Below are 13444 nucleotides of genomic sequence, written 5' to 3' on the forward strand. Positions count from 1 at the left end.
CCCGGGGGCAGCCAGGGGTGGGTCGGGGCGGTCCGCGCCCGCCCGGCCGGTGGCGATGCTCGGGCGGGTGGCCGTGTGGGCGACCGTGTCGTCCGGGGGAGGTTCTGGGTCCGGGGCGGGACCGAGCGCCAGGCTGGAGCACAGCAGCGCGAGCACCGCGATCGCGGCGAGGGAGGGGCGCGGGGTCGCACGCACCGTGGATCCGGACTCTCGGCGCTCGAGGGGTGCCGGGGCGTCACCGGGACCTCAGGGAGCGCGATCATGCCACAGCCCGCGCAGGTGCGACGAGTGCAGGCGGGCAGGGTGGGGGCTGGCCGGGGGTTTGTCGGCGCCTGCCATGTCCGGAAAAGGGATGTTCCCAGGGCGATGGGTAGGGGCAGGGGGGGCTACAGCCGGTCGAGCAGACCCTGACCGCGCACGACGGTCGTGCCGTCTTGGCGGTCGAGGTGGATCAGCGCAATTCCGGCGAGCGTGGCGGCTGCCTCGGCCAGTGGCAACGCGTGGGTGGTGAGCCAGACCTGACAGGGTTGGGGGACGGCGGCGACCAGCTCGGCGAGCGGTCGCAGGAGGCCAGGATGCAGGCTCGTCTCGGGCTCGTTGAACGCGAGCAGGCCGGGCGGTCGCGGCGTCAGGAGCGCCGCCAGGAGGTAGAGGTAGCGAAACGTGCCGTCGGACAGCTCCGGCGCGGCAAGCGGACGGCGAAGGCCAGGCGTCGTCAGCGCGATGGTGCTGCCGTCAAGGTGCAGCCGACAGCCAGGAAATGCGCGGTCGACGGCGGCGACCAGCCTCTCGGTGTCACCGATCTCGACGATCGTGCGCAAGGCGCTGGCCAGGTCATGCCCGTCGGCCGCCAGCACCGGCGTGCGCACCCGCACCATCGCCCGGCGCGCCGGGGCGTCCGCGTCGGTGGGGAAGTGGTGGTAGAAGCGCCAGCCCAAGAAGTGGTCGCGCAGCGCCGGCAGGGCGGGGAACCGCTCGGGGTCGGCGATCTGGCTGAGCATCGATTCTCCCGACCACAGGGCGAACGGGAACGTGACCGCGCGCCCCTCGCTGTCACGCACGGTCGCCGAGGCCCCCTTGCGCTCCGCGATGGTGCTGCCCTGCACGCTGATGCGCTCGAGCTTCACCTCCGGGTCCAGGTCGAACGCGCTGGTCTCGTCCGCAGGCGGCAAGCCCAGCTCCAGCGTGTACGCGAAGTCGTCCAGGTGCGCCTCGATGGCCACCCGTCGCTTGGCCCCCTTCTTCTCGTCTCCCGCCCACAGCACCGACTCCATGCCGCCCTCACCGGTGATCGCCCGCGCCAGGGTCCCTGCCGCGGCGTGTTGGAACAGGCGCAGCGCCCGGTACAGGTTGGTCTTGCCGGTCCCGTTCTTGCCGGCCACGACCGTGACCGGGTCAAGGCGCAGGCGGACAAGGCGGACGGAGCGGTAGCCCTGGATGCGGATCGAGTCGATCACGCCTGCACGCTACCGCTGCGTCGCAACGCCATCACCACCCTTGACCCCGACCGGATGCGGCAGGTCTGCGAAGCGCTGCGCACGGCCGTCGCCGGCCGTCGCCGGCTGACGCGCGTGAGGGGCCGCCACGGCTTGCGGCGCTTGGCCCTCGCCCTAGACTGAACCTTGTGAAGCCCTTCACAAAGCGCCCGGGGACCGCCGCTCCCCGGGTAGGCTGCGGCTTGCAGGAAGCCGCACGTCTGCGAGGAGGCGCCATGACTGACGCGCAGCGCCCCGCCCGCGCTAGGGTCTGCGCATGACGTCGCACGCTCCGGGTGGCGTGACCCATGCCGACGCCGTCGTCGTCGGTGCCGGACCCGGCGGGTCCGCCGCCGCCACGTTCCTGGCCGAGGCCGGCCATGACGTCGCGCTGCTCGAGAAGGAGCACTTCCCCCGGGACAAGGTCTGCGGGGACGGGCTCACCCCCCGCGCGGTCAAGGCGCTACGCATGCTCGGCCTGCACGAGGAGGCGGAGGGCGCACCCGAGGGCTGGGACCGCCAACAGGGGCTGCGCATGTACGGCGGGAAGGTCGTGCTGGACCTGCCGTGGCCCGAGTTCGGCGACTGGCCGTCCCACTCGCTGACCGCCACCCGCGCGCTGTTCGACGAGACGCTGGCCCGCCACGCCGAGAAGTCCGGGGCGCAGCTGTGGGAGGACACCGAGGTCACCGGCCCGGTGTACCTGTCGGGCGCCAACCAGCGGGTCGCGGGCGTCACCTACACCCGCACCGACCCCGTCACGGGCACGGCGACCAGCGGCACCATCCGGGCACCCGTGGTGGTGGCCGCCGACGGCGGCTCCTCGCGGTTCGCGGTGCAGCTCGGCCTCCACCGCGACGTGAGCCGGCCGATGGGCGTGGCCGTGCGGGCCTACTACCGGGCCGCGCGCCCGCCCATCGGGATGATGGAGGGGTTCCTCGACCTGGAGCGCGACGGCGAGCTGCTGCCCGGCTACGGGTGGATCTTCCCGCTGGACGACGGCCTGCTGAACATCGGCTGGGGCCTGCTGAACACCTCCGAGCACTTCCGCTCGACCAACTACCGCAAGACGCTCGACGAGTGGGTCGGGGGCTTCCCGCAACGCTGGGGAATCGGCAAGGACACGATGGTCGGCAAGCCCCGCAGCGCGGGGCTGCCGATGGGCCACAACCGCCTGCCGGCCCTCTACAAGGGCGTGCTCCTGGTGGGGGACGCCGCCGGGATGGTCAACCCCTTCAACGGGGAGGGCATCAGCTACGCGATCGAAGCCGCCGCGTTCGCCGCCGAGGCCGCCGACACCGCGCTCGCGGCGCGCTCCGACGCCCCGCTCGCCGCCTACGAGCGCGACGTCGCCGCCGCGTGGGGCAGCTACTACGGCATGGGACGCATGTTCGTGGACCTGATGGGGCATCCGAGGGTCATGCGGTTCTGCGTGGACTTCGGGATGCCTCGTCGCGAGATCATGCGCATGGTGTTCCGCCTGATGGCCCATCTCACCAACGCCCCGTCCCGCGACGCCACCGACCGGGTGATCCACGCACTGGAACGGGTGGTGCCCGCCCGATGATCGACGCCTGATGCTCGCCGACTACCTGCCCCTGCTGATCCTGTTCGCCCTGGCGTTCGGGTTCGTCGGCGTGTCGCTGGCCGTGTCCAGCCGTCTGGGGCCGGACCAGCCCAACCCCACCAAGGAAGCCGCCTACGAGTCCGGCATCATCCCGGAGGCCGAGACCAACGTGCGCGGCAGCCGCTTCCCGGTGAAGTTCTACCTGGTGGCGATGCTGTTCATCATCTTCGACGTCGAGGCGATCTTTCTGTTCCCCTGGGCGGTGGTCCTGCGCGACCTCGGCTGGTACGGATTCGGGGTGATGGCGGTCTTCGTGGCGTTGCTGTTCGAGAGCTACTACTACGTCCTCCGCCGAGGAGGCCTTGAATGGGACTAGAGAGCAAGCTGCCGAGCGGGATCCTGCTCACCAGCGTCGAGAAGTTCGTGAACTGGTCCCGCGCCGGATCGATGTGGCCGGCGACGTTCGGCCTGGCCTGCTGCGCCATCGAGATGATGTCGACCGGCGCCGCCCACTACGACCTCGCACGCTTCGGCATGGAGGTGTTCCGGGCGTCCCCCCGCCAGGCCGACCTCATGATCGTGGCCGGCCGGGTGAGCCAGAAGATGGCCCCGATCGTGCGCAACCTCTACGACCAGATGGCGGACCCGAAGTGGGTGCTGTCCATGGGGGTCTGCGCCTCCAGCGGCGGCATGTTCAACAACTACGCGATCGTGCAGGGCGTGGACCACGTGGTGCCCGTGGACATGTACGTCCCGGGCTGCCCGCCCCGCCCGGAGATGCTGATGGACGGCATCGTGAAGCTGCACGAGAAGATCAAGGCCGAGCAGTTCGTCGAGCGGCCCCGCAGGGGCGAGTCGATGGAGGACTACCGCAAGCGCACCGGGTGGATCGACCCGGATCCCGCCGAGGGCGGGGTCTCCCTGGCGCAGCAGAGGCCGCAATGAGCGACAACCCCCGCATGAGCCACCCCGACAGCGCCGCCGGGGAGCGCGCCCATATCATCGAGGACGCGATCGTGGCGCAGCTCTCCGAGGAGCTCGCCGCCGTGCGCGACCGCATCGTCGCGGCGTACCCGGACCTGCAGGTCGCCGGGTTCCGCGGCGAGCTCACCCTGGTCGCCCAGCCCGCGCAGGTGCCCGAGGTGCTGCGCTTCTGCCGCGACGACCCCGCGGTGTCCTGCGAGCTGCTCGCCGACCTGTCGGGGGTGCACTGGCCCGGCGGGACCTTCCGGCGTCCCGCCCAGGAGACGACCGGGTGGCCCGCCTACGCCGAGACCGTCGAGCATGGCCGCATCGAGATCGACTACATCCTCTACTCGGTCACCCACAACCACCGCCTGCGCGTGCGGGTGTTCCTGCCCGACGAGGACCCGACGATCGCGAGCGTGACCCCCCTGTACGCCTCGGCCGACATGATGGAGCGCGAGGCCTACGACTTCTTCGGTGTGGACTTCCAGGGCCACCCCAACCTCACCCGGGTGCTGATGCCCGACGACTGGGAGGGCCACCCCCACCGCAAGGACTACCCGCTCGGCGGCGTCGATGTCCAGTACAAGGGCGCCACCATCCCCCCACCCGACCAGCGTCAGTACTAGGGGGCGGTGATGAGCGACACGACCCGACCGGGCTCGCAGGTTGAGCCCCACCGCGAGTACACCGTCGTCTCCGGTGAGTGGCAGGACCTGCCCGACGCCGTCCCCGAAGACCTGATGATCATCAACATGGGACCCCAGCACCCGTCCACCCACGGCGTGCTGCGGATGGTGCTGACCCTCGACGGGGAGACCGTCGTCGACAACCAGCCGGTGATCGGCTACCTGCACACCGGCATCGAGAAGAACGCCGAGTACCGCCCGTGGGTCCTCGGCGTCACGTTCGTCACCCGCATGGACTACCTCTCGCCGCTGTTCAACGAGCTCGGCTACTGCATGGCCGTGGAGCGCCTGCTTGGCATCGCCGACGAGGTCCCCGAGCGGGCGCAGGCCATCCGCGTGATCCTGACCGAGCTCAACCGCGTGTCCAGCCACCTCGTGTGGCTGGCGACGTCGGGGATGGAGCTCGGCGCGGTCAGCGCGATGATCTACGGGTTCCGCGAGCGCGAGACGATCCTGGACCTCCTGGAGTTCGTGACCGGGCTGCGGATGAACCATGCCTACATCCGCCCGGGGGGGGTGTCCCAGGACGTGCCCACCGACTTCGCCGACCGGGTGCGCCAGGTGCTCGTGGACATGCCCAAGCGCATCGACGAGCTCGAGGACCTGCTGAGCCAGAACCCCATCTGGCTCGAGCGCAACGTCGGCGTGGGCATCCTGGACGCCGAGGAGTGCCTGGACCTCGGCGTGACCGGCCCGATGCTGCGCAGCGCCGGCGTCGCGCACGACCTGCGCAAGGCCGCGCCCTACTGCGGGATCGAGCAGTACGACTTCGACGTGCCCACCGCGGACACGAGCGACGCGTACGGGCGCTACGTCGTGCGCATCGCGGAGATGCGCGAGTCCCTGCGGATCGTCGAGCAGGCCCTCGACCGGCTGCCCGAGGGGCCCGTCATGGTCGCCGACAAGAAGATCGCGTGGCCGGCCCAGCTGGGCCTCGGCCCCGACGGCCTGGGCAACACCAAGGCGTACGTCGACCGGATCATGGGCCAGTCGATGGAGGCCCTGATCCACCACTTCAAGCTGGTCACCGAGGGCTTCGTCGTCCCGCCCGGGCAGGTCTACACCGCCCTGGAGTCCCCGCGCGGCGAGCTCGGCTACCACGTCACCTCCGACGGCACGAACAAGCCCTACCGCGTGCGCGTGCGCGACCCCTCCTACATCCACATCGGCACGCTGCCGCACCTCACGCGGGGGCTGCTGATCTCCGACGTGATCGCGGCCGTGGCGAGCATCGACCCGGTGATGGGCGGGGTGGACCGATGAAGGCTGGTGGCCGTGTTCAGTCCTGAGATGCGGGAGAAGGCGCTGGAGCTCGTCGGGCGGTACCCCGTCGGGCGCAGTGCGCTGCTGCCGTTGCTGCACCTCGTGCAGGAAGGCGACGGCTACATCTCGGCCGACGGGGTCGCCGAGTGCGCCGAGCTGCTCGGGCTGACCAAGGCCGAGGTCGGCGCGGTGGCGACCTTCTACACGATGTACAAGCGCGAGCCGATGGGCGAGCACCTCGTGAGTGTCTGCACGAACTTCTCGTGCAAGGTCCGGGGCGGGCAGGAGGTCTTCGACCGCCTGGCGGCCAAGCTCGGCGTCGCCCACAACGGCACCACCGCCGATGGGGCGTTCACCCTCGAGCACGCGGAGTGCCTCGGCAACTGCGAGGGGGCGCCGGTGGTCACCGTCGACTACCTGAACTACGAGTGCGTCTCCGCCGACGGCGCCGAGGACCTCGTCGATCGCATCGCCGCCGGTGACGTGCCGCCGCCCACCCGCGGCATGATCCCGCCCGGGGTGCGCTCCGTGCAGTACCGTCTGGCGGGCCTCGGACCGCGCGACCCCGTCACGCCGGGCGTGGCGAGCGATCAGGCCCGTGCCGACGACGGTGCCGTCCCGGTGCCCGACGCCGGACCGGGCGTCGAGCCCGTCACCGTCGAGCCCTCCCTGTCAGAAGCCGATGTCGCCGAGCGCGAGTCGGCGCGCCGCCAGGTCCGTGACGCCGGCTACGGCGACGAGGCCCTCGAGGGCGAGGCCGGCCCCCAGTCCCGCGAGTTCCCGACCCGACCCCAGGAAGGCCAGCCGGCCATCGACGACCCGACCGAGAGCGGACCACGCCACGACGACGAGGAGCGCGGCACATGAGCGCACCGGTGAGCGTGCTGACGCAGCGCTTCGAGGTGGAGGACGCCCACACCATGGACGGCTACCTGCGCACCGACGGGTACGCCGCGCTGCGCCGTGCCATGGAGACGCGCCCCACCGACCTCGTGCAGATGGTCAAGGACGCGGGCCTGCGCGGTCGCGGGGGCGCGGGCTTTCCGACGGGGGTCAAGTGGGGCTTCGTCCCGAAGGACAGCGGCAAGCCGGTGTACCTGGTCGTCAACGCCGACGAAGGGGAGCCGGGCACGTTCAAGGACCGCGAGCTGATGGAGCGCGACCCCCACCAGCTGCTCGAGGGCATGGTCATCGCGGCGTGGGCGCTGCGCAGCAGCCGGGCGTTCATCTTCCTGCGCGGGGAGTACCTGTGGTCGGGCATCCGCCTGGAGGAGGCGATCGCGGAGGCCTACCGCGAGGGCTACCTCGGCAAGGACATCCTCGGCAGCGGCCTGGACTTCGACGTCACCCTGCACTACTCGGCGGGCGCGTACATCTGCGGTGAGGAGACCGCCCTGCTCGACGGTCTGGAAGGTCGCCGCGGGCAGCCGCGGCTGCGTCCCCCGTTCCCGGCGGTGGCGGGGCTGTACGCCTGCCCGACGGTGGTCAACAACGTCGAGACCATCATGAACGTCCCGCACATCGTGGCCAACGGCGTCGACTGGTACCGCTCGATGGGCACCGAGAAGTCCCCCGGCCCCAAGGTGTTCTGCGTGTCGGGCGAGGTCGTGCGGCCGGGCAACTTCGAGTGGCCGATGGGCACGCCGGCCCGCCAGATCCTGGAGGAGTCGTGCGGGGGGATGCTGCCGGGCCGGACCCTGAAGTTCTGGGCACCGGGCGGCTCGTCGACCCCGCTGCTCACCGCCGACCACATCGACGTGGGCATGGACTTCGAGTCCATGACCGAGGCCGGCTCGATGCTCGGGACCACCGCGATGATGATGTACTCGGACGCCACCAGCGTGGTCGAGGCCTGCCTCAACTGGATGCGCTTCTACGAGCACGAGTCGTGCGGCAAGTGCACCCCCTGCCGCGAGGGCACCTTCTGGTTGTCCCAGGTGCTCGAGCGCATCCTTGAGGGCCGGGGCGTGCCGGCCGACATCGAGACCCTCCAGCAGGCGTGCGAGCAGATCTTCGGCCGGGCGTTCTGCGCCCTCGGCGACGGGGCGACCAGCTCGATCTTCTCCGGCCTGAAGTACTTCCGCGACGAGTTCGAGCACCTCGTCGAGCACGGCCGCCTCCCCGACGGGGTCAGCACGGACCACGCGGGTGTCGTCACCGACAACAGCGGCCGTCACCGCCCCACCCTCTTCGGAGTCGCCTGATGCCCGCCCCAGACGACATCACGCTGACGATCGACGGCACCGAGATCACCGTGCCGGTCGGCACGCTGGTGATCCGCGCGGCCGAGCAGCTCGGCATCACGGTGCCGCGCTTCTGCGACCACCCGCTGCTGGACCCCATCGGCGCCTGCCGGCAGTGCATGGTCGAGGTCGAGGGCCAGCGCAAGCCGTTCACCGCGTGCACCACCCAGTGCACCGAGGGCATGGTCGTCAGCACGCACATGACCTCCGACGTGGCCGCGGCGGCCCAGCAGGCGCAGCTGGAGTTCCTGCTCATCAACCACCCGCTCGACTGCCCGCAGTGCGACAAGGGCGGCGAATGCCCCCTGCAGGACCAGACGCTGGCCCACGGCCCGCCCGACTCCCGGATGCTCGACCGCAAGCGCCGCTACGACAAGCCGGTCCCCATCTCGGCACAGGTGGCGCTGGACCGCGAGCGGTGCGTGCTGTGCGCCCGCTGCACGCGCTTCTCCGACCAGATCTCCGGCGACCCGTTCATCGAGCTGTTCGAACGGGGCGCGCTCGAGCAGGTCGCGATCTACGAGGACGAGCCCTACGACAGCTACTTCTCGGGCAACGTCGTGCAGATCTGCCCGGTCGGCGCCCTGACCGCGGCGAGCTACCGCTTCAAGGCCCGTCCGTTCGACCTGCGCACGACCGAGGGCGTGTGCAACCAGTGCAGCGCCGGCTGCAACCTGCGCGTGGACGTCCGGCGCGGCGAGATCCAGCGGCAGCTGGCGCGCGACAACATGGCCGTGAACGAGTCGTGGAACTGCGACAAGGGGCGCTTCGGGTTCGAGTTCGTCGCCCACGACGACCGGCTGCGCCAGCCGGCGGTGCGTGACCGCAACGGCACGCTGCAGCCCACGTCCTGGATGACCGCCCTGCGCCACGCCGCCGACGGCCTCACCGCGGCGGCCGACGCCGGCGGACCCGCCGCGGTGGGTGTGGTGACCGGGGGGCGCGTCACCGACGAGGACGCCTACGCCATCAGCCGGTTCGCCCGCGACGCCCTGCACACCGACAACGTGGACTTCCGGATGCGCCCGCGCACCGGCGACGAGCGCGAGGTGCTGGGAGCGGTCGCCGGCACGGTGGGGCCCACCTACGACGACGTGGAGGCCGCCGACGTCGTCGTCGTGGCGGGACTGGACCCCGAGGAGGAGGTGCCGATCCTGCACCTGCGGCTGCGCAAGGCGTGGCGCAGGCGCCAGCAGCGCGTCGTGGTGGTCGGTCCCACGCTCGGCTCCCTGGGCGAGCTCGCCTGGCGCTGGGTGCGCACCGGGGTGGGGGAGGAGGCCGGCGTGCTCGCCCACCTCAACGCCGGCGGCGAGCCGGCCGAGCTGCCCGACCTGACCGACGTGGAGGGCGCGCTCGCGGCCGCGCCCCGGGTGGTGGTCCTCGCCGGCGAGCGTCTGGCCGCCTCGCCCGGCGCCCTGCCCGCCGCGGCGCGGCTGGCCGCGGACAACGGGTTCGCCTTCGCGTGGGTGCCGCGGCGCAACAACGCCCGCGGGGCGGTCGACGCCGGCCTGCTGCCCGGCCTCCTGCCGGGCGGGCGTCGGCGTGCCGACCCCGGCCCGGTCGCCGACGCGTGGGAGCGCACACCCGCCGCGGACGGCCTCGACACCCGCGCGATGCTGGAGGCGGCTGCGGCCGGCGACCTGCGGGCCCTGTACCTCGTGGGCGTGGACCCGGCACGCGACTTCGAGGACCCGGCCCTGGCCCGCCGCGCGCTGGAGCGCGTCGAGACCCTGATCGTGCAGGACCTGCTGCCGACCGAGACCGCGCGCATGGCCGACATCGTGCTGCCCGCCCAGGCGCCGCAGGAGCGCATCGGCTCCTTCACCACGTGGGAGGGTCGACGCCAGCCGTTCCCGCAGGCGGTGCCGGCCCAGGGGCTGGCTCAGCAGGACTGGGACATCCTGCGTCAGGTCGCCCGCGTGCTCGGTCGCGACTTCGGGTGGGAGACCCCCGACGACGTCCGCCGCGAGGCGGCGCCCCTGATGACGATCGACGACCCCGCCGCCCAGCGGTTGGCCCGCGTGTCGGCCCCGTCGCCGGCGCCGCCACCCCCGGCCGACACGCCCCCCGACCCCGACAGCCTCGGCGTGGTCGCGGTGGACCCCCTGCTCGGCGCGGGGGACATGCTGCTCGGTGCCGATGCGCTGAACGCGACGGCCCGGCCCGCCTCGGTGTGGGTCAACGAGTCCGACGCCCGGCGACTGGGCATCGACCACGGTCAGCCGACCGCGGTGGTGGGGCCCGGCGGCCGTCTGGAGCTGCCGGCCACGGTGACCGAGTCCGTCACCGCCGGGGCGGTGGTGCTGCAAGGCAACGCCGGTGCGGCGACGGCCAGCACCCTGCGCGACCCGGACGGTCCCGCGGAGGCGCCGCTGCGGGTCCGGGTCGAACCCATCCGCCAGCCGGCCGACGTCAAGCCGGGCGGGGGGGCGTGATGGACGCCACCGATGTCCTGATCGCCCTGGGGGTCGCCGTCGGGGCGTTCGCGCTGTGGCTGGCCGCCACGGCCCTGACCATCTGGGGCGAGCGTCGCGTGGTGGCCAAGATGCAGTCGCGCATCGGGCCCAACCGGCTCGGGCCGGCGGGCATCCTGCAGACCATCGCCGACGGGGCGAAGCTGTTCTTCAAGGAGGACATCACCCCGTCCAACGTGGACCGGTTCACCTATCTGGCCGCACCGATGGCGTCGGCGGTCGTGGCGATGATCACCTTCGCCGTGATCCCGTTCGGTGGCAGCTTCGAGGTGGGCGACCGCACGGTCACCTTGCAGGTGTGGGATCCCGACATCGGCCTGCTGTGGATCCTGGCCATGAGCTCGCTCGGGGTCTACGGGATCGTGCTGGCCGGTTGGGCCTCCGGGTCGAAGTACCCGTTGCTCGGCGGGGTGCGGTCGAGCGCGCAGATGATCAGCTACGAGCTGGCGATGGGGCTGTCCCTGGCGGCGGTGTTCATCTTCGTCGGCTCCCTGCGCGCCAGCGACATCGTGGCCAGCCAGGCCGGCAGCTTCCTGGGCTTCATCCCCGCCTGGCACATCATCCCGATGGCGCCTGCGTTCGTGCTGTTCTTCGCCGCCGCGATCGCGGAGACCCAGCGGCCGCCGTTCGACCTGCCCGAGGCGGAGGGCGAGCTCGTCGGCGGCTTCCAGACGGAGTACTCGGGCGCGAAGTTCGCCATGTTCTACCTCGCCGAGTTCATGAACATGATCACCATGGCGGCGGTGACGGTCACCCTGTTCCTCGGGGGCCCGTCCGGTCCGGTGTTCGGCCCCGAGTGGGTCCAGGCGGTGACGCCGACCCTCTACTTCATCGCCAAGACCGCGGTGTTCCTGTTCATCTTCGTGTGGTTGCGGGGCACGCTGCCCCGGTTCCGCTACGACCGCCTGATGGACCTCGGCTGGAAGGTCATGCTGCCGCTCGGTCTGGTGTGGGTGCTGGCCACGGGGTTCTCGGTGGTGCTGCGCCAGAGCGCCGACGCCGGCACGGTCGGGCGCCTGGCCATGGGGGGGCTGGCGGCCGCGCTGGTGCTGTACGTCGCTGCGCCGCTGTTCGGGCGCCGGGGACCGGCCCCCGGGCCCGACGACGACCGCCGCGCGGGTCCCGACGCCGACGAACCCTCCGAGGAGGTGACCGTCTAGATGTTCACCGCACTGCGCAAGGGGTTCGGCCTCACCTTCAAGACGATGTTTCGTCCCATGGTGACGACCGAGTACCCCGACAAGAAGCGCGAGGTCCAACCGCGCTTCCACGGTCGGCACGTGCTGAACCGGCACCCCGACGGGCTGGAGAAGTGCGTCGGGTGCGAGCTGTGCGCCTGGGCGTGCCCGGCGGACGCCATCTACGTGGAGGGCGCCGACAACACGCCCGAGGCGCGCTACTCGCCCTCGGAGCGCTACGGCATCGTCTACCAGATCAACTACCTGCGGTGCATCTTCTGCGGGCTGTGCATCGAGGCCTGCCCGACCAGGGCGCTGACGATGAGCCACGAGTACGAGCTGTCGGCGGACACCCGCGAGGAGCTGATCTTCACCAAGCAGCAGCTGCTCGCGCCGCTGCCCGACGGGGCGTCCCCGCCGCCGCACACCGACGCCGAGGTCGCTGCCCGCAACCTCGCCTACTACGCCGGCCACGCCGCCCAGGACCCGCTGGCCCACTACGCGCCGGCGGCCGGCAGCGACGACCTCGGGCCCCACCCCGAGGAGCAGGGCGACCCGGCGACCGTCCGGCTCGCGGGCGGCGGGACCGAACCGCCCTCGCACCCGAAGGAGGGCTGAGGCGTGGCCGAGTTCTGGGTCTTCTGGATCCTCGCCCCGATCTCGCTCGGGTCGGCGATCGCGATGATCCTCATGCGCAACGCCGTGCACTCCGCGCTGATGCTGGTGCTGAACTTCTTCACCCTGGCCGCCTTCTACGCGGTCCTGGAGGCGCAGTTCCTCGCGGTGGTCCAGATCATCGTGTACGCCGGCGCGATCATGGTCCTGTTCCTGTTCGTGCTGATGCTGCTGGGCATCGCCAGGGACGAGCCGCTGGGCAGCCCTGTGCGGGGACAGAAGGCCGGCGCGGTGGTGCTGGGCCTGCTGCTGCTCGCCGGCCTGTCGGTCGGGGTCGCCGGGCCGTTCATGGGCGCGGAGGCGGTGTGCGGGGCCGAGGCCACCGAGCCCGCCGAGCCCGCGGGGGACGGCCCGGCCTGCGCCGGCCTCGCCGAGGTCAACGCCGCGGAGGGCGGCAACATCCGCCAGGTCGGCCTGCGGCTGTTCACCGACTACGTGTGGCCCTTCGAGGTGATGAGCGTCCTGCTGGTGATCGCCGCCCTGGGGGCGATGGTGCTCGGCCGCCGGCGGGAGGACCCGAGCGAGCTGGTCGACGGCCCCCGCGAGACCGGCGCGGTCGCCGTGCGGGCGCCGCTGCGCTCCCCGGCGCCCGACGAGGAGGAGACACGATGATCGTCCCTGCGGGGCACTACCTCATCCTGGCCGCGGCCCTGTTCACGGTCGGGGTCGTGGGCGTGCTCGTCCGACGCAGCCTCATCGTCATGTTCATGTCGATCGAGCTGATGCTGAACAGCGTCAACCTCACGCTGGTCACGTTCGCCCGCATCCACGGCAACCTCGACGGGCAGATCCTGTCCTTCTTCGTGATGGTGGTCGCCGCCGCCGAGGTCACCGTCGGCCTGGCCCTGATCGTGAACCTGTTCCGCCTGAAGGCGTCGACCGACGCCGACCAAGTCGACGCGCTGCGGGCATAG

14 protein-coding genes are annotated in these 13444 nt (G+C 71.7%); 12 read left to right on the forward strand and 2 right to left on the reverse strand.

Annotated elements, in window-relative coordinates; translation table 11 throughout:
• Positions 1-195, reverse strand: a 195-nt coding sequence (locus tag WD250_08580) for a hypothetical protein (GenBank protein MEX2620262.1), incomplete at its 3' end; no start/stop codon positions are given.
• A 191-nt stretch (positions 196-386) separates the two neighbouring features.
• A complete protein-coding gene (locus WD250_08585) occupies positions 387-1457 on the reverse strand; it encodes an AAA family ATPase (protein ID MEX2620263.1) in 1071 nt (356 codons plus the stop codon).
• Between the two features lie 295 nt (positions 1458-1752).
• Between WD250_08585 and WD250_08590 the strand changes: the two genes are divergently transcribed.
• Genes WD250_08590 through nuoK form a run of 12 tightly spaced genes read left to right on the forward strand, consistent with a single transcriptional unit; the run spans position 1753 to position 13444 of the window.
• Entirely contained in the window at positions 1753-3042 is a 1290-nt protein-coding gene (locus WD250_08590; protein ID MEX2620264.1) for a geranylgeranyl reductase family protein, read from the forward strand.
• A 10-nt stretch (positions 3043-3052) separates the two neighbouring features.
• Positions 3053-3418 (forward strand): NADH-quinone oxidoreductase subunit A, encoded by a 366-nt coding sequence (gene ndhC, locus WD250_08595; protein MEX2620265.1) that lies wholly within the window; start codon positions 3053-3055, stop codon positions 3416-3418.
• Positions 3409-3987 carry an NADH-quinone oxidoreductase subunit B family protein gene (locus WD250_08600; protein ID MEX2620266.1) on the forward strand — a complete coding sequence of 193 codons (579 nt, stop codon included), beginning with the start codon at positions 3409-3411 and terminating at the stop codon, positions 3985-3987. Before ndhC ends, WD250_08600 begins: the two co-directional genes overlap by 10 nt.
• On the forward strand, positions 3984-4637 hold the full coding sequence (locus WD250_08605) for an NADH-quinone oxidoreductase subunit C (GenBank protein MEX2620267.1): 654 nt from the start codon (positions 3984-3986) through the stop codon (positions 4635-4637). Before WD250_08600 ends, WD250_08605 begins: the two co-directional genes overlap by 4 nt.
• 9 nt (positions 4638-4646) lie before the next feature.
• Positions 4647-5960, forward strand: coding sequence for an NADH-quinone oxidoreductase subunit D (locus tag WD250_08610; protein ID MEX2620268.1), 1314 nt, complete (start codon positions 4647-4649; stop codon positions 5958-5960).
• 12 nt (positions 5961-5972) lie between these two features.
• Complete coding sequence (locus WD250_08615) at positions 5973-6827, forward strand: NAD(P)H-dependent oxidoreductase subunit E (GenBank protein MEX2620269.1); 855 nt, start codon at positions 5973-5975, stop codon at positions 6825-6827.
• The gene (gene nuoF / locus WD250_08620; GenBank protein MEX2620270.1) at positions 6824-8164 is read left to right on the forward strand and encodes an NADH-quinone oxidoreductase subunit NuoF; all 1341 of its coding nucleotides are present in this window, start codon (positions 6824-6826) and stop codon (positions 8162-8164) included. The genes WD250_08615 and nuoF overlap by 4 nt, the downstream gene beginning before the upstream one ends.
• Positions 8164-10638 (forward strand): NADH-quinone oxidoreductase subunit G, encoded by a 2475-nt coding sequence (locus tag WD250_08625; protein ID MEX2620271.1) that lies wholly within the window; start codon positions 8164-8166, stop codon positions 10636-10638. Before nuoF ends, WD250_08625 begins: the two co-directional genes overlap by 1 nt.
• The gene (nuoH, locus tag WD250_08630; GenBank protein ID MEX2620272.1) at positions 10638-11837 is read left to right on the forward strand and encodes an NADH-quinone oxidoreductase subunit NuoH; all 1200 of its coding nucleotides are present in this window, start codon (positions 10638-10640) and stop codon (positions 11835-11837) included. The genes WD250_08625 and nuoH overlap by 1 nt, the downstream gene beginning before the upstream one ends.
• On the forward strand, positions 11838-12473 hold the full coding sequence (gene nuoI, locus WD250_08635) for an NADH-quinone oxidoreductase subunit NuoI (GenBank protein ID MEX2620273.1): 636 nt from the start codon (positions 11838-11840) through the stop codon (positions 12471-12473). It abuts the gene before it with no gap.
• A 3-nt stretch (positions 12474-12476) separates the two neighbouring features.
• A complete protein-coding gene (locus WD250_08640) occupies positions 12477-13142 on the forward strand; it encodes an NADH-quinone oxidoreductase subunit J (protein ID MEX2620274.1) in 666 nt (221 codons plus the stop codon).
• On the forward strand, positions 13139-13444 hold the full coding sequence (gene nuoK, locus WD250_08645) for an NADH-quinone oxidoreductase subunit NuoK (GenBank protein MEX2620275.1): 306 nt from the start codon (positions 13139-13141) through the stop codon (positions 13442-13444). Before WD250_08640 ends, nuoK begins: the two co-directional genes overlap by 4 nt.

Source organism: Egibacteraceae bacterium (genome assembly GCA_040905805.1).
Taxonomy (GTDB): Bacteria; Actinomycetota; Nitriliruptoria; order Euzebyales; family Egibacteraceae; genus DATLGH01.

Excerpts from the sequence above, each read along its gene's own strand:
- WD250_08590 (MEX2620264.1), top strand. The coding sequence starts at position 1,753 with ATGACGTCGCACGCTCCGGGTGGCGTGACCCATGCCGACGCCGTCGTC.
- ndhC (MEX2620265.1), top strand. The coding sequence starts at position 3,053 with ATGCTCGCCGACTACCTGCCCCTGCTGATCCTGTTCGCCCTGGCGTTC.
- WD250_08600 (MEX2620266.1), top strand. The coding sequence starts at position 3,409 with ATGGGACTAGAGAGCAAGCTGCCGAGCGGGATCCTGCTCACCAGCGTC.
- WD250_08605 (MEX2620267.1), top strand. The coding sequence starts at position 3,984 with ATGAGCGACAACCCCCGCATGAGCCACCCCGACAGCGCCGCCGGGGAG.
- WD250_08610 (MEX2620268.1), top strand. The coding sequence starts at position 4,647 with ATGAGCGACACGACCCGACCGGGCTCGCAGGTTGAGCCCCACCGCGAG.
- nuoF (MEX2620270.1), top strand. The coding sequence starts at position 6,824 with ATGAGCGCACCGGTGAGCGTGCTGACGCAGCGCTTCGAGGTGGAGGAC.
- WD250_08625 (MEX2620271.1), top strand. The coding sequence starts at position 8,164 with ATGCCCGCCCCAGACGACATCACGCTGACGATCGACGGCACCGAGATC.
- nuoH (MEX2620272.1), top strand. The coding sequence starts at position 10,638 with ATGGACGCCACCGATGTCCTGATCGCCCTGGGGGTCGCCGTCGGGGCG.
- nuoI (MEX2620273.1), top strand. The coding sequence starts at position 11,838 with ATGTTCACCGCACTGCGCAAGGGGTTCGGCCTCACCTTCAAGACGATG.
- nuoK (MEX2620275.1), top strand. The coding sequence starts at position 13,139 with ATGATCGTCCCTGCGGGGCACTACCTCATCCTGGCCGCGGCCCTGTTC.